The sequence below is a fragment of the Synechococcus sp. CBW1002 genome, assembly GCF_015840915.1.
Taxonomy (GTDB): Bacteria; Cyanobacteriota; Cyanobacteriia; order PCC-6307; family Cyanobiaceae; genus CBW1002.
On record NZ_CP060398.1, the window covers coordinates 92,291 to 114,118 of the forward strand.

Below are 21,828 nucleotides of genomic sequence, written 5' to 3' on the forward strand. Positions count from 1 at the left end.
TCGGCCATGCAGCAGTCGTCCGCCGAGGCCACGGCCCTGCCCTTCCAGTGGAATCTGCTGGCCTGGGCCGCCTTGGTGGGCACCGCCACCGGCCTGGCGGTGGTGGGGTTCCATGAATTGCTGGGCTTCATCAACAATTTCCTGTTCGGCCCCTTCGTGGAAGGTCTGCTGAGCCTGGGAACCTCCACCGCGCCACCGGCCCCGGAATTGCCTTCCCTGTCGCCGGAAGGGAGCACGCCGCTGAAGGCCCTGCTGGAGATCGGCCTGGGGGGCCTGGGATTCCTGCCGCCACCACCGGCTCCACCGCTGCCGGCGCCGCCACCCCTGCCAACGGCGCCGGGCTGGCTGGATCTCTGGCCGGTGGTGGTGGTCCCGACAGTGGGGGGCCTGGCCGTGGGGGTGCTGCGCCGGATCGGCGGGGATCTCGGCCCTGGCCTGCCCAGCCTGCAGGCGATGGCGGAAGGCAGCCAGCCGGCCACCCCGAAACTGCCGCTGCTGCGGCTGGTGGCAGCCTCGCTCAGCCTCGGCAGCGGCGCCTCCCTCGGCCCCGAAGGGCCCAGCGTTGAGGGCGGTGGCAACATCGGCCTCTGGGTGGGCGAACGCGGCAGGCTGACACCCCAGAGTCAGAAGACACTGGTGGCGGCCGGGGTGGCCGCCGGACTGGCCGCCGGCTTCAAGGCACCGATCGCCGGCGTGTTTTTCGCGCTGGAGGGCAGTTTCAGTGCGATTCCCGGTCGTCCCAGCGTGCGGGCCGTGCTGGTGGCAGCAGTGGCCTCCTGCCTGGTCACCCAGCTCTGCCTCGGCGATACCCCGATCCTGAGGCTGCCGGCCTACGAGGTGCGCTCACCCCTGGAATTGCCGCTGTATCTCGGCCTGGGAGTGGCCTCCAGCCTGATGTCCTGGCTGCTGATCAGCCTGCTGGCCGCAGGGCGCAGCCAGAGGCTGCAGCAGTGGCTGGGGCGCCTGCCGATTGGACTGCCCACCGCCCTCGGCGGTGCTGCCGTCGGTGGCATGGCCCTGCTGTTTCCCCAGGTGCTGGGGGTGGGCTACGACACGATTGAAGCCTTGCTGGGCCGCGATGGCGGCATCCCCCTGCTCACCCTGGCGGTGCTGCTCGTGGTCAAGGTGCTCGCCACGGCCGTGAGCAGTGCCACCGGATTCGTGGGCGGCGGCTTCGCACCATCACTGTTTCTCGGGGCGGTGCTGGGCAATTGCTACGGCCAGATTCTTGGAGACAGCGGTCTGCATCTGCCGGTGGCCGAACCGCCGGCCTACGCCATGGTGGGCATGGCGGCGGTGCTGGCCGGCAGCGCCCGGGCTCCCCTCACGGCCCTGCTGCTGCTGTTCGAGCTCACCCGCGACATCCGCATCGTGCTGCCGCTGATGGCAGCCGCCGGTCTGAGTGCGGCCCTGGTGGAACGCTGGCAGGGGCTGCACGATCCCGGCCTGCTGGGACCGGATCCGATGGAGGAGGAGCGGCGTGGCCGACTCACGGCTTTATCGGTGGCGGAGGCGTTTGAACCGGAAGCTCCTCTGGTGCTGGAGGCAGATACACCGGTTCTTCAGGCCCTGAATCAACTGGTGGCCTGCCATGGCCACGCCTTGATCGTCAGCGAGGGAGAGTGGGCCATGGGGCTGGTCACCCTGCCGGACCTGCAACGGGTCCTCAGCGCCAAACAGCATTGGACGACCCAGCAGATCGCCCAAGAGGGCCCATCGCACCGCCTGGATAAGCAAACGAACCGTCCCGCCGACGATTGCGCCATGGACAGTGAGCCGCGGCTGCTGGATTGCCGCCGCGGCGAACTGGTCTGGTTACCACTTTGCGCCAGCCTGGCTCAACTGGAGGAACAGTTGCTCTCCCAAGGACTGCGCCAGCTGCCGGTCTTCGACCTGCCGCAATCCCGGGAGGGGGCTTTGCCCCATGGGCTACCGGCCCGAGGTCTGCCGCTGAGCCGACTGCGGGGACTGGCCAGCCGGGATGGCATGGCCCTGGCCCTGGCCCGTCAGATCAGCTGGCCAGATCGCAGGCCTGGGGATCCAACGGACCCGCCACCGGATCCACCTGGGACAGACGGCTGAGAATGCGATGCAGATCGAGCTCGGAGAGCTCGCCATTGCTGCACCACTTCAGAGCTGTGCTGTTGAGCGGATCAAAGCTGTGGGGGTGATCCGAGGGATGCAACGGAAATCCAGCGCGAAGGGGAACAGAACGGGCCATGGAGCCGGCGGAGATCGAAAGCGTGCAATCGCGCCAACAGCAACGATTGCGTTGATCCGATCACGAAGATGCTCATGACACTACGGGCTGATCCCGTCCTACCTAGGCCTTCGCGGGTGGATCTGCAGAATGTCTTTGGTTCCTGCCCGATCAGCGGGTCACCACCACAGGCGTCCCCACCTCGACCAGGTCAAACAGCTTGCGGACATGGTCGGACAACATGCGCACGCAGCCATTGGTGACCGCCGAGCGGGAACTCACGGTCCAGGACCAGGCGCTGGGAGTGCCATGGATGCCGTACTGGTTTACGCCACTGCTCTTGAAGCCGAGCCAGCGATCACCCAGCGGACCATTGGCACCCACGACAGGGTTGATCTTGCCGCTCTTCGTGCTCTGGTACTGAGGATTGACCACCTTGTTCTCAACCTTGAAGCGGCCCGTGGGGGTGGGGGTCCTGGGATCACCAATGGCGACTGGCCAGCTGCTGATCACCTTGCCGTTCTCCCGCAGGCTGATGGTGCGCCGCCCAAGCTCCAGGAGGATCTCACGGGTGATCGGCGCTGTGGCAGCGTCAGCAGCCCCAGGTCCAGCCGGAGCGGCCCCTGGAGGCGGCGTGTCAGGGGAAACCACCGTCGCGGGAGTCGTTGCTGCGGGAGCCGTTGTTGCGGGAGTCGAAAGGCTTGTCTGGGGCTGGTTGACAGCGGGTCCGGTGGCAGGTGACTCGCCAGCTGAAGGCAAAGACGACGTGGCCTCTTCCGCCACCACGGCGGTGGCGCCCAGACCCAGGGACCCAGCACTCGCCAGTACAGGCAGGGCTATCAGTGCCGCGACAGACCGGGAGTGAAGAAAGCGCACCATGGCTGTCAAGGTGATTGGAAGAGACAACGTCATTGCAAAGAAGACTAGGGAGCCCCACTGAGTGGCGCTTGGAACCGAAGGCTCCTTGGCCCCCAGCCCTGCCGGCCTCTGGTCGGGAGGCTCCGATGAGGATCAGCCGACCAGCTGGGGCTCGATGACCTCGAGATAACGCGCTTCGCACTCTTTGATGATCTTCACGGCTTCAGCACTGTCGAAGAAGCCATTGACACGGCAGGTGCCAGGCTTCTTGAGATCTTTGTAGTGCTCCCAGTAGTACTGGGTTTCCTTGAGCCAGTGATCACCGAGCTGGGTGTAGCAGGTGATGTGGTCCATGCGCTTGTCATCAGCCAACACGGCAATCACCTTGTCATCCACTTCACCGCCATCATCAAATTTCATGATGCCGATAATGCGGGCTTCCACCAGGCTGCCGGGCACCAGAGGTTCGGTCACGCTCACGATTTCGATATCAAGCGGGTCGCCATCCTCATCCCAGGTGCGGGGGATGCAGCCATAGGCAAAAGGATAGGCAAGGGAGGAATAGCCAACACGATCAAGCTTGAGTTGCCCGGTTTCGGTGATCAGCTCGTATTTGTTAATGGTGTTGCTGTTCAGCTCCACAATCGTGTTCAGCCGCAGTTCCGCTTCATCGGCGAAGGCCGGCAGCACATGCAGCAGATTCATCATCGTGCGGCTGGGGGCTTGATCAATGTTCGCCATGAAGCACTTCAAAACGGCTGGCGGGCATCCTACGGATCGCCCCAGACCGCTTCGCCATCCCATCAGGCACTCAGTCCGGAGCCAGCAGACGGAGCACCTTCTGCCTGAGATAGGTCAGGAACGGATCCGCACGCAAGGGCTGGCCGGTGACCATCTCCACCAGCTCCTCGCCGTTCACCGAGCGACCCAGCGGCCAGACCTGCTCCGCCAGCCAGCCGCGCAGCCTCTCCTCCTGACCCTCCGCCACGCATTCCTCGATCGGACCAGTCCGCCGCTCCATGGCTTCGGCCAGCTGGGCACTGATCAGATGGCCCAGGGCGTAGGAGGGGAAATACCCGAAGAGTCCTTCGGCCCAGTGAATGTCCTGAAGGCACCCCTGGGCGTCGTTGGGTGGCTGGATTCCGAGCAGGTCGCGCATGCGGCGGTTCCACTGCTCCGGCAGGTCCTCGACCGGCATCCCCTGCTCCAGCAAGGCCAGTTCCAGCTCAAAGCGCATCACGATGTGCAGGGCGTAGCTGAGTTCATCGGCCTCGACCCGGATCAGTCCCGGCCGCAGTGGGTTGAGGGAGCGCCAGAAGCCGGCGGCGCCTCCCCAGGGATCAGCCCCCAGACCGTCGCGGAAGCGAGGATGCCAGCGGTTGGCAAAGGCGCGGCTGCGGGCCACCCGGCACTCCCAGAACAATGACTGGGATTCATGCACACCCATGGAGGTGGCTTCTCCCAGGGGCCAGGGAAAGAAATGGTCGTCGGACTGAGGCAGGCCCTGCTCATAGAGGGAGTGGCCCCACTCGTGGGCAGTGGCCAGAAAGGCTGAAAGCGGCTGGCCAGGCACCACCCGGGTGGTGATGCGGAAGTCCTGGGGGCCAACCGTGCAGGAAAAAGGGTGGGCGGAACCGGAGCGCTGGCAGCGGCTGGGGTCATAGCCCCAGTCGTCGAGCAGCGCCGCGCAGAGACTCTCCTGCAGGCCCTCGGGCAGGTCGGCAGTGGGCACTGCTGCACTGGCAGCTGCTGTGGTGGAAGCCGCTGTGTTTGCAGCAGAGGTGACCTGGTCCAGCAAAGCCGGAAGCTCGGCCTTCAGGGGGGCAAACAACGCCTCCAGCCTCGCCACGCTGATATCCGGCTCAAAGGGCTGGGCCAGGATCTCCCAAGGGCTGCGGACCACCGGTTCGGCGTCGGCCAGCTGGCTGGCCTGCTCGCGCCGCAGCCGGATCAACGTGGTCAGGGCCGGCGCGAAGGCGCCGAAGTCGTTGCGCGCCCGGGCGTCCTGCCAGACCGCATTGCCGCGTGACTGGGCCATGGCCAGGGCGGCCACCAGTTCTGGGTCGAGGCAGCGCTGACGCTCCTGCTCCAGCCGCAGCAACTGCAGATTGCGGCGCCGCTGCGGCGGAGCTTCAGGATCGAGCTCGGCCTCTGCCGCCGCCACCAGATCGGCCAGCTCATCGCTGCTCTGGCGCTCGTGCAGCTGGCCGGCCAGCAGGGCCAGCTGTTCCCCTCGCCAGGCGGCCCCAGCCGTTGGCATCACCGTGTTCTGGTCGTAGTAGAGGGCGCTGCTGATCGAGCCCAGCAGCCGGGTCTGGTGCAGATGGCTGCGCAGGCGTTCAAGGGTCGAACCCGAGGGGGCCATGGAGACGGACGACTGCTGGAGGCCAGCATGGCGCCGGCCTGGTTCTGCAGTCTGGCGGGCCGATGGGGCCGCAGCTGATCATCCGTGCTGCAGCAAGGCACCCAAGCCAAGCTGCTGCAGGATTCCCTGGCCGGAGAGGGCCTCAATGGCCAGGCCGATCACGAAACCAAGCATGGCCAGGCGACCATTCAGGAGTTCGGCACGGCTGTGGAAACCCCAGCCACTGTGACTGGCTGCGCTGGCGAGATACATGCGTGGTTCAATGACCCGCGGATCGAGGAGCTGGGGCTCCTGAGAATCCCACATCCCGCCTTCTGATTCGGCATAGTTTTTGACGTGGACCTGTGCTGCGGTTTTGGTTGAAGCTGACATGACGATGAGTCCTGCGAGTGAAGTCTGTAAGTGTCCTGAAGAAGGAACGCGTGCTGGAAAACAACCATGGCGTCCAGGCCCATGGAAATAGCAAGAACTATGTTGCGCTTCGACGATGCCCTGATCAATGACTGTCAGGGGCTCCTCTTCATGACAACACCGTAAAGCCAGAATGACGTTTTCAACCTTTTCCAGGCTGTGTGGTCAGGTGAAGGGCGGTTTCCCCTGCCCCTCTGATCCGCAGGCTGGGGCACATCAGCGCGCTGGAGAGTGAAACCCGTACCCGATGTCGACCTGTGCGGTGATCGACACGATGCCGGTCACAACCCTGTCAAAGGCTGGAGAACGAACCGACATGGCATGCAGACGGGGTTGCCAACAGCATGAGGTCCATCCAGCCCTGGTTTCGGTGCTGCGCGGTGGCCTGGATGGTGAGTGCAACAGCCCCCTTGCTCGCCCAGGACATCCCGATTGAGGCGCCCCAGCCAGCCACCGAAGACATCGAGACGATGAAGGAGGTCGCGAAACTGGAAGCCCTCCATTTCGCGCCCACCACAACGGTGCAACTGCAGATCAATGGCGCCCTGGGGGCACTGCACTACACCGGCAGCGCAATCGAGACCTCCAGCAACACGGCAGCGGGAGCTCCCCTGCTCAATGGTCTCAGCTTCAACCACGAGACGAGGCTGACGATCGACACCAGCGTCACCGGCCAGGATCTGCTGCGGATCCGCTTCCGCGCTGGCAACTTCGCCCGATCCGGCTTTGTCTCCAACGCTCCCACACCACTGTCGCGGCTGGATTTCGCCTTCCAGGAGCCTGGCTGCACCGCGGAAGAAGGAAACTGCGCGGTGCAACAGATCAGCATCAACAGGGCCTACCTGCAGATCCCCCTCACTCCCGAGATCCGCTTCAGCTTCGGTGCGCGGATCATGCAACTCGACATGCTGCCCGTGTGGCCGAGCGTTTACAACCAGTCCCCCATTCTCGACCTGTTCCAGTACGCCGGAGCACCGGGTGCCTACAGCAAGCGGCTCGGCGGAGGCTTCGGTGCCTGGTGGCAGCCCAAGGGCTCACTGCAGGGTCTCAGCCTCGGCTTTGCGTACGTCGCCGGCCGAGCCGGCAGCTCTGCCCAGGGCGGCGGCCTGTTCTCGGCGAACTCCGGCCAGACCAGCACCATCCAACTGGCCCTGACCCGACCCCAATGGAACATCACCGGGGCCTACACCCTCAGCGGCGCCCAGGTGAGGCTGAGGGGGACACCTCTGGCCAGCCAGCTGGCCGAAGAGTCCAGCCAGGGAAGCCTCGGCTCCTGGTCCGTGGCGGGCTACTGGCAACCCCGCTCCTCCGGCTGGCTGCCTTCGATCAGTGTGGGCTGGGGCCACGACAGCTTCCGTTTCGGTCGCACTCCCGTAGCCGATGGATCCAGCATCCGTACAAGGTCCTGGTATGCCGGTCTGGTCTGGAGCGATGTGCTGGGCCAGGGCAACAGCCTGGGATTCGCCGTGGGGTCCCCAGCCCATGTGACGGCCATCCAGGCCCCCGGGCTGAGCTCCATCAACGACGGCGGCCTCGCCTACGAGCTCTCCTACAGGATCGAGGTCAGTGACCGTCTCACCCTGACGCCAGCGGTCTTCTGGCTGAGCCGCCCTCGCGGCGCCATGACCACGACGTCGGATCTCTCCGAGGCCCTTCTGTCGCCAGCGCCATCGGGCAACGCCAGCCTTGGCGTCTGGGCCGGAGTGATCCGAACGACGCTGCGCTTCTGACTGCGTGTGTGATCAACCGAACCAATTCAGGGCACCTCGAAAAATTAGCTGTTTCCCAGTGTTCTGCAGGCATGCAAAAAGCCGCCAATGGCGGCAGGCAGCAGAATTTTGTATCGGCGACTGAGCTTTTTACTGCGCTATCGGATACTCCTTCGAGGATTCATGCCACCACTGGTGCATGGCTGATGCGCTGAAGATAGCGAAGGAAGTTGAAGGCCAGATTCTTGAGCCCCCACCATGCCTCGTTCCTTGCCAGCCCAATCTTTCGCGTCAGCTTCCCACCCATTGACATTGTCATGCAGCCGAAGACATGCTCCACACAAGCTCTAATGGCTGACTTGACGCGATTAAGGTCCTTGGCGGCGGCGCTGAGCGGGTGATTGCGAGCGCCCTTATCGTGGATCAAGCTTTCGAAGCGCCCCAAGCTCAGCAGATCTTCAAAGCACTCACCTGAATAAGCTGAGTCTGCCCAGACATAATCATGTTCATTCTCCGGATCCAGCAGCCGTGGAAGCATCTGACTGTCATGAATATTGGCAGGTGTAATAGCATATCGGCGGATAAAGCCATGGTCGACGTCAATGCAGATGCTGTTCTTGTAACCGAAGTAGTTGATGCCGTTCTTTTTAACCCAGCGAGCGTCTAGATCCTTCTGCCGCAGGCGATCTGGGTTTTCTTCCCAGCCTTCCGGCAGCCTACCAGCTTTGATTTCCTTGTTCTCGTCACGGGTGTTGCGCTGTTTGGGAACAGGTACGAGAGTCGCATCAATAATCTGACCACCACGGGCTTGGAGTCCCTGTGAGCGGAGGTATGCCTCGAACATCTCGAAGAGCTCCCCAATCACTCCTGCTTTGCGCAGCCTCTCCCTGAACAAGGCGACTGTGGTTGCGTCAGGAATGTTGTTCATCACACCCAGTCCCACAAACTCCTCAAAGGAACGCCTGTCATTCACCTGGAACTCAAGCTCGTCATCGCTGAGGTTAAATAGCTGCTGGAGAACAAGCATCTTGAAAAGGATCAGCGGATCAATCCGCTTACGCCCTGCATTGCTCTTGCGATCCTGCGCGTATCCTTGGTCAAGTATCGGCTGGAATTTATCCCATGGGATCGAATCAGACAGCCGCTTGAGAACCGGCTTCTTCTCCTGGAGCTTTGCGACCCTTTGCTGTTCGTCCCAAAAACCTCTTTGGCCCACCGCTGGCATACAGTCTGACTTCCTGATTCTATCGCTATTTCATCGTAATCAACCAGCTTGCTGATTTTTCGAGGTGCCCTTCAGAAAGCGCTGAATCACCACGGCGTTGCTGATGTCCACGAAGAAGCCAGACACCAGCGGCACCACAATGAAGGCCCTGTGGGCCGGTCCGTACCGCTGAGCCACCGCCGACATGTTGGCCATTGCTGTGGGGGTCGCACCCAGGGAGCTCCCGCCGAAGCCGGCGCAGATCACAGCGGCTTCGTAGTCACCCCCCATCACCTTGAACACCACGAACAAGGCGAACAGGAAGGTGAGCACAAACTGCGCGGCCAGAATGGCCAGGATCGGGCCAGCCAGGGAGGCGATCGTCCAGAGCTGCAGGCTCATCAGCGACATCGTCAGAAAGATGCCCAGGGAAATATCCGAGACAATGGCCAGGGAACGGGGCGGCGCCAGACAACGGATCGGCAGCAGCCGCGGCACGGTGTTGGTGAGGAAGATCGCCGCGAACAGGGTGCAGACGAACAGGGGCAGGTTGCTGCCGGCGGCCTTGAGGGCTTCGTGCAGCAGTTCACCAAGACCCAGGCTGACATTGAGCCAGAAGAGGGTTCGCAGCAGCGTGAAATAGGTCACCTCCTCCTGCTCACTCCCGGATCTGCGACTGGTCTCTGGATCCATGGCCTGAGCAGGCATCAGCTGTTGACCCAGAATCAGAATGCGGGCGATCGGTCCTCCCATCAGGGAGGCCAGCACCAAGCCGAAGGTGGCGCAGGCAATGGCGATTTCCAGGGCATTGCTGATGCCATGGGCTTCGGCGAAGCGCGGCGCCCAGGCGATGGCCGTGCCATGGCCACCGAGCAGGGACACGGACCCGCCCAGCAACCCCACGAGTGGATCCAATCCCAGCAGCACTGCCATGCCGACCCCGGTGAGATTCTGAAGAACCATGAAAACCACCGTGGAGGCGATCAGGATCAACAGAGGCCAACCACCGGCAAGCAGGGTCTTGATATCGGCATTGAGGCCAATCGCCGCAAAGAAGTAGAGCAGCAGAAAATCACGTGTCATCAGATTGAAGCTGATCTCCATCCCGTTAATGGAATGGATCAGCGCCAGCAAGATGCAGACCAGCAAACCACTGGTGACCGGCTCGGGAATATTGAACTCACGAAGAAAGGAAATCTTTCGATTCAGCCATCGACCAAGCGCCAACACCACGATGGCGATATTGAACGTGGCGAAGCTCTCAAACTGCATGGAGGTTCATATGCAGGACAAGGGAACGATCAGACCTGAGGGAGCATCATTCGCACCCCTTAACGGAGATGCGATAGCTGAAACCAATCGCCGCTGGCCTGCTGCTGGAGCCGACCCGGAAGTTCATCAGATTGGTCCGCTTACCAGGAACGGCCTTGAATGGACCGAACTTGCGGCCCGCCCCTGGTTCGAAGGTCGGTGTTTCGTTCACCACCTGCAGGCTGGTGCCATCGGTGAAGCGCATGAACGCGGAAATCGGGAAGGTGGCCCGCTCCGAGGACGCCGATGTGAAGAAGAACTGGTAAGAACGAAACGGCCGATCCACGATGAAGTCGGTGTTCCAGTTGGTGTTGCCCAGCAGGCGATCCGGACCGATCCGCTTGGAGACGACGGGATCACCACTGCCACCCAGTGGCATCAGAAAGCTGCAGCTGGCCTTGGCACTGGCGACGCCTAATCCAGCAGTCGCCAGGGCAGCCAACAGAAGCGGCTGGATCAGACGAATCGAAATCATTGTCAGAAGGGCACTTCCAGAACGCAGCATGACAGCCCACTCCGCGTTGGGCATGGACAAATCCACTACAGCGCCCCCTTATCCTTCCGGCCTGGAAGCAAAGAGGTTCAGTCCCAGCGCTTCCGAGAGGAACCTGGCGGTGAGTTGACCGCGCACGCTGTTACCCGCCTCATCCAGAGGCGCTGAATACGTGGCCAGCCCACCTTTTCCGGGTGCCACGGTGATCATGCCGCCCGCCACCCCGCTCTTGCCGGGGAGCCCGGTGGCATAGAGCCAGTCGCCGGAGGTTTCGTAGAGCCCGGCGGTGACCATCACCGCCAGCACATGCTGGCAGTGGACCGCATCGATCACCTGCTCGCCCGTGACGGGCTGGCGACCACCGTTGGCCAGGGTCGCCGCCATCACCGCCAGGTCTGAGGCCGTCACGCTGAGGGAACACTGGCGGGTGTAGAGGTCAGTGGCTTCTTCGGGATCCCACCAGATGCGGTCGTGATCACTGAGCAGGGTGGCGATGCCGGCATTGCGCCGATTCGAGGCCAGCTCCGATTCGCAGACGACCTGATCGATCTCGAGGCGTCGACCTGCAAAACGGGAGAAGCCGTCCTGAATGAAGGCCCACTTGTCCTCCATGGTGGCGCCAGGAGCCAGACTAGTGGCAGCGATCGCCCCAGCATTCACCATCGGATTGGAGAGACCTTCACCACTGCGCTCCACAGCCAGGACAGAATTGAATGGCAGGCCGGTACTGTTCACCCCAAGCTTCTCGCGGGCAGCAGCCTCACCAATCGCCTGGCAGATCAAAGCAAACAGGAATGGCTTCGAGATGCTCTGAATACTGAAGGCCAGCCGAGCCTCGCCCGCTTCGAACAACGCGCCTCCACTGCTGGATACGCAGAGGCCGAAATGTTCGGGAGTCGCCGCTGCCAGGGCGTGAATGTAATCGGCAACCCGGCCATCCAGCACGGGAGAGAATCTCCGATGGGCCTCTACGACCAGATCCTGAACCACCTCTGGGGTGGGCAGATGGCCGGTGGAGACCCATTCGGACACGGACCTCATGGTGGGCAGGCGGGGTTGGGTGGGGATGAGAGCCAGAGCGAAAGGGAGTGGGCTCGGCCGGATCAAGCCGGCGTCGATTGCTCCCAGGCGAAATGGGGGAGCCGATAGAGCGCCTCTCTCTGAGCGTTGCTCCAAGTCTCGATCATGGCGGAAAGTTCGGGTGCATCCGCCTCAAACTTGACCTGGTGGGAGATTGCCAGCGTATTGCGAGGAACGATGGCCAGCTCGAACGGGGGACCTACTGTGAGATTGGAGCGCTGGGTGAGAACCTCCGAAATCAGACAGAGCCGGGCAGCATCTTCAAGGGAAAGGTTGGCGTGGCCCACATTGTCGAGCGGCGGCTTGCCATATTTCGTCTCACCGATCTGAAGATAAGGGGTCTCACGGGTGGCCATCACCGCATTGCCCTGCGGATAGATCATGTAAAGGCCGTGGGATTCCCCACCGACCTGACCTCCAAGGATGAACGAGGCCCCAACGTCAGCACCAACCTCTTTCAATGCAGGCCCATCCTGCCGTTGTACAGCGAGACTCACCTGACCAACATAGGCAGCCGCCTCGAAGAGGTACTCGCAAGACTGTAAGTTTTTTCCACCCTCATGGTCATCGCCACTCGCCCGATCAAGGTCTCTGTGTATCCAATTCAAAACGGCCTGCGTGGTAGCAAGATTTCCGGCAGTCAGCAGAACAAACAATCGATCCGACGCCGGCTGAAACACATGCATCTTGCTATAGGTTGAGATGTAGTCTACGCCTGCATTTGTACGGGAGTCAGAGGCAAAGACTAGCCCCTTCTCAAGCCAATAACCAATGCAATAGGTCACTTGAGCCAAGCCAGGGATGTACTGGCGAAATCCTAGGATCCGCTCAAGCTCCCATCTGCCCCGCCACAGGCTCCACCGACCAGTAGATCGACAATTGCACGAAGGATGGCGCTCGATCAGCGAACCAGCGGCCTCTGGCTGAGTTTTCGATGATTCGCGCTAAAAAAGGGCCCACAACGTCTTCAGCAGCGATGGCCCGTCCCTACCAACCATCACTTCTGCGGCTGCTGCACGGCCCAACGGCTGCGCTGGTGTCTCTGGCCTGGCTGAGCGGGCTGCTCCTGTATTCCAATGACGACGGCCGCTGGGGGCGCCTGCCACTGAGGCTCGGTGGAGACTGGATCGACATCCACGGCTCGATCGGCGTACTGCTCTGGCCCCTGGCCATCCTGTTCGCCCTTTACGCCGTCAGCATGGGGCGCCGGCAGCTGCAGAAGCCCGCCAATGCCATCACCCTGCTCGCCCTGGCGCTGGCTGTGGGGAGTGGCAAATTAATGGACGAAGACTGGCTGAAGGATGGTCAACTCGATCATGTTGTCTATTCGGTGCATCTTCTGGCCTGGCTGGTCATGGCAGGAGCTGTGCTGGTCCACATTCTGGCCGTGCTGCAACGCGGCGGAGTGCCGCTGGTCCGATCGATGGCGAGCCTTCGAATCCGTGCCAACGACATGCCACGCGACTGGCCTGGCCAGATCAGACGGGCTTTGACCTGGAGAGGCTGACAGCAGCATTCGGCTCCGCTGGATGCCATGGTCAGCAGGAATCAATAAATACGCCGATTGATGGGGGTGACGTCACCACCGCCGCGGCGGAGAGATCGTCGAGGCTGGCCTCCAGCTTCAGCCCGGCGCCGAAAGGACAGATACCGAGGCCCACCACGTGAAGCGCTTGAGCCTGATCAACCAGCAAACGACCCCAACTTGATTCCATATGCATCAGCAGACGAATTTCCGCAAGCAAGGACTCCAGGCAGCTGCCGCACCTCGGCCATCCAACGTCCACCTGCTTCTTGTTCGCATTCCAACGTGAAACTCATGGTGACCTCGCAGCTGATGCCACTTGAGCCAGAACCCAGGCTAGAGCGCATCCATTCCTCTCGCCCAGCTGGGCGCCCATCCCAGAGATTCGGCTAACGATTAGCGGAGCCCTACCGCAATCCTAAAATAGAGTTTTAGCAAGATACTAGATTGTCCTAGACGGCGGCAACAGTTCAGACTCTGTATCCGTTCAGGGGCCGTGACGCAGCCGCGCAGCATTCACCGCCCTTGATCGCTGATCACCAAGCGACCACAGACACCACGATCGATGACGGCCGGCTCAGGGATTCGGCAACAGCGATGGCATCTCACCGCCGCGATGATGGGCGATCAAGGCCTGCTCCAGGAACTGCCAGATATCACGGCCCTGTTGCCGCAGGCTGGTGGTGACCGTGAGCAACCTGCTGCGGCAGATTGCACCCTGGCGGGATTGGACGCCATGGCTGATCTTGCGCTGAATCACCGAATGGCGCAGGGCACGCTCGGCTGCGTTGTTGGTGGGCTCGATCCCTTCAATCTCCAGGAAGGTCCAGAGGCCATCGCTCACTTGCAGCAACTGATGGCAGGTACGCACCGTCTTGGCCCACGGCGTTCGCTCGCCGCGCTGGCAGCCCAGCTCCACAACCCGATGCAGCGTGCCCACAAACGCCTGGCGGATCGGCCGACAGCCCTGCTGCAACGTGGACCAGTCGATCGTTCCGTCTTTGTAGCGGTGCCACTGGGCAAACAGCTGCTGCTGCAGGCCCAGCAGCTCCGCTCCAATCTCACCGCTGGCGCCCTGACGGTCAGCGATGGCAGTGAGATCGCGGATCACGTGCGCCCAGCACAGCTGGCGCTGCTCCAGCGGGAGATGGTTGTAGGCGGAGAAGCGGTCGCTCACCACAATTCCGCCAAAGGCATTCCCGAGCAGGTCGATCGCGGCGGCAGCCGAGCGGCTCAGGCTCTGCAAGAACACTGTCACCCCCATGGCGGTCACCATGACCCACTCCCAGCCGCGCCGGCCATCGGGGTTGCCCCCATCGGCATTACCGGTGGGGGCACCGGTTTCATCGACATAGACCACCGACTGCTGACGGGCAAACGCAAGGGCCTCCTGCATGGGCTGCTCCAGTGCTGCACTCAAGCGCTGGCGGATAGTGGCCATCGCTCCCCGGCTGATCTGTACCCCCAGCAGCTGATCCAGCAGCGCCTGGGTCTTGCTGAAACTCAACGGGAAGGCACTACCCAGCAGACCCACCAGAGCACTGAGCCGGGGACCGTAATGGCTTACTTCCACCTCCGCCGGTAACGAGGCACAGGTGCTGGTGGTACAGCAGGGGCAGACCAGGCGGTGCAGCCGGTGCTCGATCACCAGAGGCGTGATCGGTGGAATCTCGATCACCTGGTGCCTCAAGGGCTCGGGATCCTGACCCTGTAGCAACGTGCCGCAGCGGCGGCAGGCCTGGGGGTGGTGCTCGACCACCTCATCCACCCGCTCGATCGGCAGCAGCTCCGGCCCAGATCCGGGATGGCCCGGCTGGCCGCCGCGCTTGCGGCCACTGCCCTTGCGTCGTTCGGGCGGCTTAAACCCCTGGCCATCACTGGAGGGAGGCTTGGAAGAATTGCGGGAGCTGCGGCCGATCCGCTCGCGCAGATGGGCCAGTTCGGTCGCCAGGGCGGTGAGCTGGACGCGGAGCTGCACCATCTCCTCCTGTTGAGCCAGGATGAACTCCCTGGCACCAGCTGGCCACGACAACCAGTCCACCTCGGAAATGCCAGCAGGAGGGGCGCCCATCTCAAGCAGTCTCTGCCTGAGATGCAAACGGGAATCAGGACGCCGTCAAGGGTTCAGCAGAGACGATGTTCGCCGCGTGCTGTCCCGACCCCTGAATGCTTACCAGACTCTTTGCCGAATCGACCATTTCAAAATGTAGCCTTGGCGTCTGGGGATTATATACGGATCCACTAAGTCTTTACTTGATTGGCTACAAGATGTCACCTTGGCCATGCTCCCAAAGACTGATTGACAATCTCGATTCGGGCTTACTGCCGCATCAACAGGGCCAGGAGTGCCTCGATCTCTTGACGCTGGGGGCTTCTCCGTGGCTCACGACGCGGATGGAGAGGTTCGAGATCTCGGTGCTCCCCCAAGGCGAAACCCAATTGAGCAGCAGCGCGGTCGCCTTCCTGAGGACCGGGGTCATGAACCTGCTGCGGCGCGGCGGCTACCGCTCGATCCGTCAGGGCATTCGGGAACTGGGCTACGAGATCGAGGTGATGTTGGCGCTGGGAGGGGTGGCGACAACATTGAGCAAGCCTTGATCAGTTTCCCGCGAACGAGTCAGCGTAGCGATCGGTCGCTGGCAACCCGGCACACCATCGGGCGTGCGTTCGCCACCTGCGAGGCACAACCAAGCCATCCTGCCGCCTCAACTGGACAGCCCGCCCAATCCACTGCTGGGGCCGATGGAAACCGGAGGCGCTCTGCTGTCGGAGGTCGTCTTCGTCCACCTTGGCCCTGCAGGAGAGGCCACTTCGGGCGCTGGTCTCGCTGCCGCACCGCTGTCCTGGCCTGGCTGCTTGTCGGGTGGGCTGGGCTGTTGATGCACCAGTGGGAAGAGTTGATCGGGAGGCGATCCCGTCTGCTGAGCCAGAGTTGAACTGTTCGTCTCGATACAGTGCTGTCGATGGTGTTTCGACGTCTGCGAACCGATCGGGAGCGTGGTCGTGCGTTCCAGCCTCGCTTTGCCCGGGGAGAGATTGTGGCGGCCTGGATCGGCGGTCTCCTGGCCATCTGCGCACTGGGCCTGATCAGCAGCTGGAGTCACTACCCCCTGGTTGTGGCTCCCTTCGGGGCTTCCACCGTTCTGTTGTTCGGGCATCCCAGCAGCCCCCTGGCCCAACCCCGCAACATCGTTCTCGGCAATACGATCGGGGCCTTGATCAGCGTGGTGTGCGTGGCCTGGCCAGGCCCTTCGGTGGGGGGGATGGGGCTGGCCGTAGGGGTGACCATCGCGCTGGGGCAGCAGCTGCGATGCCTGCACCCACCTGCGGGTGCTGTGGCCCTGCTGGGCGTGCTGCTGAAGGCCCGACCCTCTTTCGTACTCAGCCCGATCCTCAGCGGCTCCCTGGTCCTGGTGTTGATCGCGGTGGTATTCCACCGACTGCGTCCGTCCAGCGGGCCCTATCCGCATCACTGGCTCTGAACCCGGCCGGCACCAGTGCGGCCGCAGGACTGAAGGCTCCAGCGACCCGCAACACCGGTCCTGCGAAGAAGAGGGCCAGGCTGGCGATCGGGCCCGACGGACGTTGGGGTTCCGGAGCCGCGCCGGTCGTGGCTCTCGCCCTGTTGGTACTGCCGACACTGCATTGGAGCGGGCTGCAGGTGATTGGCAGAGCTGTGACCATCGGAGCAGGAACCCAACTCCTGGCCCAGTTGTTGGCATAGACCAAACCCTGCCTGGCTTCCCTCTTTGCGTTCCTCCAGCGTTTCCAGCCCATCGAGCCTCCGGGCGAACAGCAGCTCGCCGGTGAACAGCGAGGCCGCCGTGGTGCCGGTGCCGATGGACGGCTGGGCGCTGGCGGCGGCGCACCCCTCATCCAATGCTCAGCGGTGCGTTCCTAGCAGAGACCACCAACACCTGAACAACAGCCACACGTGCGAAAAACGCGTGGAATGTCGGCTGCAGCCGATTCCAGGCAGCCAGGCCAGCGCCGACGACCAGACACCGGTGGCAATGGATCTCATGGAGTTCCCAGCCGGCCCCGATCGCTGGCCGCACTGGCGACTCCGGTTCTGCGCTGCTGGTCCATGGCTGTCGTATCCCCATCCCCCCAAGGATCCTCCGGAGCAGAAGCTGGTTGCCTCCCTGAGCGAGCTGATGGAGGGATCGCACCGCCTTCCACTCCGCCAATGCGCTCTACGCCACCTGGGCCCGCAAGGCGGTCCACTCCAGCCGTCATGGCTCCCGGCTCCAGCGGGGTCTCTCCGGCCGGATGGGAGGCAGCGCCTCCAACTGCCGGGCCTATGCCCGCGAAGAGCTGGTGGCCGAGCTCGGGGCGGTGCTGCTGGGTGATCGGCTTGAGATCGGCAGCGATGTCTGAAACCACGCCGCCTACCTGGCCTCCTGGATCGCGCTGCTCAGGGAGTTGCCGCGGCTGCTGTTCCAGGTGCTCAACGAGGCCCGGCAGGCCGCTGATCTGATCGCCCCCGATTGGATCGCCCAGCCCGGCCAGGGCAGGACTGGCGAGTAGCGCTATGGAGGGGGCATCAGCGGGGCCCGAATGAGCTGGCTTGAGCCCACCAACCTGCTGCTGCTGGCCTGCGCCCTGATCTATGGCCTGATCGGCGAATGGGTCGATGGCGGCATCCTGCTGGTCTTCGTGGTGGGCATCAGCCTGCTCGATGCCGTGCAGCAGCAGCGCAGCAACCACGCCCTGGCCGAACTGGCCCGGCTCTCGGCACCCCAGGCCCATGTGCGGCGCGATGGGGAGGATCTGGAGCTGCCCGCCGATCAGGTGCGAGTGGGCGATCGGCTCCGGCTGGAGGAAGGTGATCGGGTGGCGGCCGATGCCGCCCTGAGCGAGGCGGTGGGGTTGTGGCTGGATGAGTCGCTGCTCACCGGAGAATCGCTGCCGGTCGCCCGCTCCGCCGCCGGGGAGCGGATCCTGGCCGGGTCCCTGGTGGCCAGCGGCCGGGGCTGGGCCGAGGTGGTGGCGGTGGCCGACGCCACCGAACTGGGCCGACTTGGCAGCAGCCTGGCCACGGTGCAGCCGCCGGCCACCCGGCTGCAGCGCCAGACCCGTCGCCTCACCGGCCGCCTCACCGTGCTGGCCCTGGGGCTCTGCGCGGCCCTGGCGGTGATTCAGGGGGCGGTCAGCGGCAACTGGCCCGAGGCCCTGCTGGCCGCCCTGGCCCTGGCCCTGGCGGTGCTGCCCAACGAGATTCCCGTGGTGCTGGCCCTGTTCCTGGCCCTCGGCGCCCTGCGCCTGGCCCGGATCGGCGTGCTGGCCCGATGGCCGGCGGCGGTGGAGAGCCTCGGCAGCGCCACCGTGCTCGCCGTCGACAAGACCGGCACCCTCACCGAGAACCGCATGGGGGTGCAGCAGCTGCTCACCTGGCCGGAGCTGGAGGGCTGGCAGGCGGGAGACCCCCTGGAGGAGCCCTTTCACGCCCTGGTGGAACTGGCGGTGCTGGCCAGCCGCGGTGACCCGGTGGATGCGATGGAGCTGGCGATCCAGCGCCTCGCCGCCGATCAGCTCAGCGGCACCGAACACCTGCATCCCGACTGGCCCCTGGAGCGCGACTACCCCCTGCAGAGCGATCTGCTGGTGTTCTCCCGCCTCTGGCACAACAACGAGGGCGGTTTGCAACTGGCCGCCAAGGGGGCGCCCGAGGCGATCGCGGATCTGTGTCACCTCGATTCCAGGCAGACCATGGCCCTGCTGGCCGCCGCCGATGGGCTCGCCGCCAGGGGGCTGCGGGTGCTGGCGGTGGCGCGCGGGCTGGATGGCGTGCCGGTGCACGAAGGTCAGCCGTTCGCGAGCGGCGGCGCCCTGCCCGAACACGTGCACGGCTACCTGTTCGAGCCGTTGGGCTTTCTGGCCCTGGCCGATCCGCTGCGCCCGGATGTGCCGGCGGCCATCGCCACGGCGCGGGGTGCGGGCGTTCGCGTGGTGATGATCACCGGAGACAGCCCGGTGACGGCCCGCTCGATTGCCGATCAGGCGGGCTTGCCGCCCGGTCGGGTGCTCTCCGGCCCGGAGCTGGACGCCCTGACGCCCCAGGACCTCGCCGCCTCGATTGGAGAGGTGTCCGTGTTCGCCCGGGTGATGCCCCAGCAGAAACTGCAGCTGGTGCGCGCCCTGCAGGCCGCTGGTGAGGTGGTGGCGATGACCGGCGATGGCGTCAATGACGCCCCGGCCCTCAAGGCCGCCGACATCGGCGTGGCCATGGGCAAGCGCGGCACCGCCGTGGCCCGGGAATCCGCCGATCTGGTGCTGCTCAATGACACCTTCAGCGATCTGGTGGCGGCCCTCGAACTGGGCCGGCGGGTCGATGCCAACCTGCACCGGGCGCTGGGATACACCCTCGCCATTCACCTGCCGATCGCGGCGCTCGGCCTGGTGCCCCTGCTGCTGCCTAGTCAGGCCCTGATCCTGCTGCCGGTACACATCGCCCTGCTGCATCTGGTGATCGATCCGGCCTGCACGGTGGTGTTCGAGGCCCTGCCCGCCACCCCTGGCCTGATGCGACAGTCCCCCCGCCCGCCGCAGGCGCCCCTGTTCGGCCCCGACACCTGGCGCCATTCGCTCAGCCAGGGCGCCGTGGTGATGGTGGCCGCCCTGGTGCTGGTCTTCTGGCCTGAGGCCGACGCCGCCACCCACCGCAGCCTGGTGTTCTCGCTGCTGCTGCTCGCCGGTGGAGGCCTGGTGTGGCTGAACGGAGATCCCCATAGCCGCATCACGGCCGCAGGCGCCGGCATCGGCCTGGGGCTGTGGCTGCTGCTGCTGGCCATTCCCGGATTACAGCAAGGACTCAGCCTGGCGCCGATGCAGCCAGCCGAGATCCTCACCGTGATGATCACCACGGCGGTCGCCCTGCTGCTGGCAGGGCTGCTCAACCGCCAACTCTCCTGACCCCCCATGTCCTCCCAGCACGAGAGCCCCAGCCACCCGGCCGTGGAGATCCAGCGCCAGCCCCACCCCCGCCAGCACCAGCACCGCGCCGGATCCGGCAGGGCCTTTCGCTGGAGCGTGATCCTCAACTGCGGCCTCTCGGCCCTGCAGCTCGCGATCGGCGTCGGCTTCGGGTCGCTGGCGTTGATCGGTGATGCCGTGCACAACCTTGGCGATGTGGCCGGCCTGCTGCTGGGCTGGGGCGCCGAGCGGCTGAGCACGCGAGCTCCGAACGACCAGTTCACCTACGGCTATGGCCGCTCCACCCAGCTGGCCTCCCTGGCCAATGCGGGGCTGATCCTGATGGCCGCCACCGTGGTGCTGGTGGAGGGGATCAAACGGCTGAATACCCCGGTCGAGGTGCTCAGCACTCCCGTGGCCTGGGCGGCGGCGCTGGGCATCGCCGTCAACCTCTTCTCCGCCCGGCTGTTCGGCGACGACGGCAGCCACGACCTCAACCGCCGGGCGGCAGTGATTCATCTGCTTGGCGATGCCGCCGTGTCGGCAGCCGTGCTCGTGAGCGCCATCGTGGTCGGACTGACCGGCTGGAACTGGCTCGATGCCGCCACCGGCATTGGGGTCGGCCTGGCGGTGGCCTGGACGGGCTGGTCCCTGCTGGGCGCGTCGATGAGAGTCGCCCTTGATGCGGTGCCTGCTGGGATTGAGCCGGCGGCGGTGAATCAGGCGTTACACAGCCTGCCCGGCGTGGTGGATGTGCACCACCTGCACATCTGGAGCATGAGCACCTCCCAGAACGCCCTGACCGCCCATGTGGTGCGTCGAACCGGGGAGATCGACGACCTGAAACTGCTGCATCAGGCCAAGGAACGACTCGCCCAGCTCGGCATTGCCCACAGCACCCTTCAACTGGAGCCGGCGGACCCAGCTGATCCTTGAGAGGATGGGGAGGGACTCAGCCCACCAGCTCCACCATCCGGTGCAGCCCTTCGATGCCCTGCCAACCCAGATAGAGGCCCAGCAGCAGCGCGAACACCCCGACCAGCCATTCGGCCCGGTGCACCAGCCAATCGTTCAGCGAAGAGAGGGGCTCTCGCAAGCGGTTGCCGCTGACCAACCAGGCCAGGGGTGGCAACAGCAACAGGGACGTGGTCATGGTCACGAAGACGGAGCCCACCTCCAGATCGCCGCGCAGATCGGAGTGGTTGGCCAGCAGCATGCCGCCCTCCTTGACAGAGAAGACCACCGCTCCAGTCGGCGGCACACATCACTGTGACAACGATGAACGGCGAGATGCAGCATTGAACGCCAGAGAAAGTACACGAGGATTTCACCTTCTTTGACGACAATTCAGGAGCTTCCACTTTTTCTTCACCAACACCTCAACCCACGAGAATCGCAACATCGCAACAGCATCGACAGCCAATATCTCGGACACCACGGATCACCAGATCAGGGACCAGAGAAAAATCTGAATCCAGATAAGACCGAGAGCCGATAACCCAATCCCATCAATCACGTCGTCGTGCCAATCGGGAAGCTGGCTCGGCCCCCTGCGATGAAGAACTCCCCTGAACCGCTGACACCCCATCAGCTTCCACCCCAAAATGGGGAAAATTCGCCGCCAGACACCCTGCGTCAACCACCCACAACGCAGACGGGACCCAGCATCAAGACCAGGATTTTGTTTCAGTGCCACGCGACTGGCGGCCCTGCCCTGCTCATCGTCATCAACCAATCCGACCATGACTCCCCCCTTC

19 protein-coding genes and 1 pseudogene are annotated in these 21,828 nt (G+C 63.9%); 8 read left to right on the top strand and 12 right to left on the bottom strand.

Going from position 1 to position 21,828, the window contains the following annotated elements; translation table 11 throughout:
- The first annotated feature begins 6 nt into the window (after positions 1-6).
- A complete protein-coding gene (locus H8F24_RS00455) occupies positions 7-2,082 on the top strand; it encodes a chloride channel protein (RefSeq protein ID WP_197170546.1) in 2,076 nt (691 codons plus the stop codon).
- Positions 2,083-2,371: 289 nt separating this feature from the next.
- On the opposite strand, the gene H8F24_RS00460 is transcribed toward H8F24_RS00455, so the two are convergent.
- The 4 genes from H8F24_RS00460 to H8F24_RS00475 form a co-directional block, all read right to left on the bottom strand.
- Positions 2,372-2,851, bottom strand: coding sequence for a L,D-transpeptidase (locus H8F24_RS00460; protein ID WP_322758462.1), 480 nt, complete (start codon positions 2,849-2,851; stop codon positions 2,372-2,374).
- Positions 2,852-3,211: 360 nt separating this feature from the next.
- On the bottom strand, positions 3,212-3,799 hold the full coding sequence (locus tag H8F24_RS00465) for an inorganic diphosphatase (RefSeq protein ID WP_197158875.1): 588 nt from the start codon (positions 3,797-3,799) through the stop codon (positions 3,212-3,214).
- Positions 3,800-3,869: 70 nt separating this feature from the next.
- Positions 3,870-5,423: a carboxypeptidase M32 gene (locus tag H8F24_RS00470; protein WP_197170548.1), complete on the bottom strand. Its 1,554-nt coding sequence runs from the start codon at positions 5,421-5,423 to the stop codon at positions 3,870-3,872.
- A 78-nt stretch (positions 5,424-5,501) separates the two neighbouring features.
- Entirely contained in the window at positions 5,502-5,729 is a 228-nt protein-coding gene (locus H8F24_RS00475) for a high light inducible protein (RefSeq protein ID WP_231597995.1), read from the bottom strand.
- A gap of 494 nt (positions 5,730-6,223) precedes the next feature.
- On the opposite strand from H8F24_RS00475, the gene H8F24_RS00480 reads away from it, so the two are divergent.
- Positions 6,224-7,564, top strand: coding sequence for a carbohydrate porin (locus H8F24_RS00480; protein ID WP_231598345.1), 1,341 nt, complete (start codon positions 6,224-6,226; stop codon positions 7,562-7,564).
- A 160-nt stretch (positions 7,565-7,724) separates the two neighbouring features.
- Here the strand turns inward: H8F24_RS00480 and H8F24_RS00485 are convergent, their stop codons facing one another.
- From H8F24_RS00485 to H8F24_RS00505, 5 genes are all read right to left on the bottom strand, one after another.
- A complete protein-coding gene (locus H8F24_RS00485; protein WP_231597813.1) occupies positions 7,725-8,768 on the bottom strand; it encodes an IS5 family transposase in 1,044 nt (347 codons plus the stop codon).
- Positions 8,769-8,807: 39 nt separating this feature from the next.
- On the bottom strand, positions 8,808-10,019 hold the full coding sequence (gene gltS / locus H8F24_RS00490; RefSeq protein WP_197170550.1) for a sodium/glutamate symporter: 1,212 nt from the start codon (positions 10,017-10,019) through the stop codon (positions 8,808-8,810).
- 46 nt (positions 10,020-10,065) lie between these two features.
- On the bottom strand, positions 10,066-10,437 hold the full coding sequence (locus H8F24_RS00495; RefSeq protein ID WP_231597996.1) for a hypothetical protein: 372 nt from the start codon (positions 10,435-10,437) through the stop codon (positions 10,066-10,068).
- Between the two features lie 174 nt (positions 10,438-10,611).
- On the bottom strand, positions 10,612-11,592 hold the full coding sequence (glsA, locus tag H8F24_RS00500) for a glutaminase A (RefSeq protein WP_197170552.1): 981 nt from the start codon (positions 11,590-11,592) through the stop codon (positions 10,612-10,614).
- Between the two features lie 62 nt (positions 11,593-11,654).
- Complete coding sequence (locus H8F24_RS00505) at positions 11,655-12,416, bottom strand: 20S proteasome subunit A/B (RefSeq protein ID WP_197171888.1); 762 nt, start codon at positions 12,414-12,416, stop codon at positions 11,655-11,657.
- Between the two features lie 191 nt (positions 12,417-12,607).
- Between H8F24_RS00505 and H8F24_RS00510 the strand changes: the two genes are divergently transcribed.
- A complete protein-coding gene (locus tag H8F24_RS00510) occupies positions 12,608-13,138 on the top strand; it encodes a cytochrome b/b6 domain-containing protein (RefSeq protein WP_197170553.1) in 531 nt (176 codons plus the stop codon).
- A 31-nt stretch (positions 13,139-13,169) separates the two neighbouring features.
- Here the strand turns inward: H8F24_RS00510 and H8F24_RS00515 are convergent, their stop codons facing one another.
- On the bottom strand, positions 13,170-13,376 hold the full coding sequence (locus tag H8F24_RS00515) for a hypothetical protein (protein WP_197170554.1): 207 nt from the start codon (positions 13,374-13,376) through the stop codon (positions 13,170-13,172).
- Between the two features lie 357 nt (positions 13,377-13,733).
- The gene (locus tag H8F24_RS00520) at positions 13,734-15,227 is read right to left on the bottom strand and encodes an IS66 family transposase (protein ID WP_197170555.1); all 1,494 of its coding nucleotides are present in this window, start codon (positions 15,225-15,227) and stop codon (positions 13,734-13,736) included.
- A gap of 182 nt (positions 15,228-15,409) precedes the next feature.
- Here H8F24_RS00520 and H8F24_RS18925 point away from each other — a divergent pair, with 182 nt between their 5' ends.
- The 5 genes and pseudogenes from H8F24_RS18925 to H8F24_RS00545 all read left to right on the top strand — a co-directional run bounded on the left by H8F24_RS18925 (position 15,410) and on the right by H8F24_RS00545 (position 21,007).
- The gene (locus tag H8F24_RS18925; protein WP_231597997.1) at positions 15,410-15,754 is read left to right on the top strand and encodes a hypothetical protein; all 345 of its coding nucleotides are present in this window, start codon (positions 15,410-15,412) and stop codon (positions 15,752-15,754) included.
- Between the two features lie 365 nt (positions 15,755-16,119).
- Positions 16,120-16,638 carry an HPP family protein gene (locus H8F24_RS00530; RefSeq protein ID WP_197170557.1) on the top strand — a complete coding sequence of 173 codons (519 nt, stop codon included), beginning with the start codon at positions 16,120-16,122 and terminating at the stop codon, positions 16,636-16,638.
- A gap of 745 nt (positions 16,639-17,383) precedes the next feature.
- Positions 17,384-17,536 (top strand): annotated as a pseudogene (locus H8F24_RS18930) (zincin-like metallopeptidase domain-containing protein); the annotation flags it as partial.
- Between the two features lie 180 nt (positions 17,537-17,716).
- A complete protein-coding gene (locus H8F24_RS00540) occupies positions 17,717-20,071 on the top strand; it encodes an HAD-IC family P-type ATPase (RefSeq protein WP_197170558.1) in 2,355 nt (784 codons plus the stop codon).
- A gap of 6 nt (positions 20,072-20,077) precedes the next feature.
- Positions 20,078-21,007, top strand: a complete 930-nt coding sequence (locus H8F24_RS00545) for a cation diffusion facilitator family transporter (RefSeq protein WP_197170559.1) — start codon at positions 20,078-20,080, stop codon at positions 21,005-21,007.
- A gap of 16 nt (positions 21,008-21,023) precedes the next feature.
- Here the strand turns inward: H8F24_RS00545 and H8F24_RS00550 are convergent, their stop codons facing one another.
- Positions 21,024-21,314: a GAP family protein gene (locus tag H8F24_RS00550; RefSeq protein WP_197156715.1), complete on the bottom strand. Its 291-nt coding sequence runs from the start codon at positions 21,312-21,314 to the stop codon at positions 21,024-21,026.
- Positions 21,315-21,828: the final 514 nt, after the last annotated feature.

What these genes read in the sequence shown, in the direction of transcription:
- H8F24_RS00545 (WP_197170559.1), top strand. Translation starts at nt 20,078, where the DNA reads ATGTCCTCCCAGCACGAGAGCCCCAGCCACCCGGCCGTGGAGATCCAG.
- H8F24_RS00495 (WP_231597996.1), bottom strand. Translation starts at nt 10,437, where the DNA reads ATGCCACTGGGTGGCAGTGGTGATCCCGTCGTCTCCAAGCGGATCGGT.
- H8F24_RS00480 (WP_231598345.1), top strand. Translation starts at nt 6,224, where the DNA reads ATGGTGAGTGCAACAGCCCCCTTGCTCGCCCAGGACATCCCGATTGAG.
- H8F24_RS00470 (WP_197170548.1), bottom strand. Translation starts at nt 5,423, where the DNA reads ATGGCCCCCTCGGGTTCGACCCTTGAACGCCTGCGCAGCCATCTGCAC.
- gltS (WP_197170550.1), bottom strand. Translation starts at nt 10,019, where the DNA reads ATGCAGTTTGAGAGCTTCGCCACGTTCAATATCGCCATCGTGGTGTTG.
- H8F24_RS00520 (WP_197170555.1), bottom strand. Translation starts at nt 15,227, where the DNA reads ATGGGCGCCCCTCCTGCTGGCATTTCCGAGGTGGACTGGTTGTCGTGG.
- H8F24_RS00455 (WP_197170546.1), top strand. Translation starts at nt 7, where the DNA reads ATGCAGCAGTCGTCCGCCGAGGCCACGGCCCTGCCCTTCCAGTGGAAT.
- H8F24_RS00485 (WP_231597813.1), bottom strand. Translation starts at nt 8,768, where the DNA reads ATGCCAGCGGTGGGCCAAAGAGGTTTTTGGGACGAACAGCAAAGGGTC.
- H8F24_RS00530 (WP_197170557.1), top strand. Translation starts at nt 16,120, where the DNA reads ATGGTGTTTCGACGTCTGCGAACCGATCGGGAGCGTGGTCGTGCGTTC.
- glsA (WP_197170552.1), bottom strand. Translation starts at nt 11,592, where the DNA reads ATGAGGTCCGTGTCCGAATGGGTCTCCACCGGCCATCTGCCCACCCCA.
- H8F24_RS00475 (WP_231597995.1), bottom strand. Translation starts at nt 5,729, where the DNA reads ATGTGGGATTCTCAGGAGCCCCAGCTCCTCGATCCGCGGGTCATTGAA.
- H8F24_RS00540 (WP_197170558.1), top strand. Translation starts at nt 17,717, where the DNA reads ATGAGCTGGCTTGAGCCCACCAACCTGCTGCTGCTGGCCTGCGCCCTG.
- H8F24_RS00510 (WP_197170553.1), top strand. Translation starts at nt 12,608, where the DNA reads ATGGCCCGTCCCTACCAACCATCACTTCTGCGGCTGCTGCACGGCCCA.
- H8F24_RS00465 (WP_197158875.1), bottom strand. Translation starts at nt 3,799, where the DNA reads ATGGCGAACATTGATCAAGCCCCCAGCCGCACGATGATGAATCTGCTG.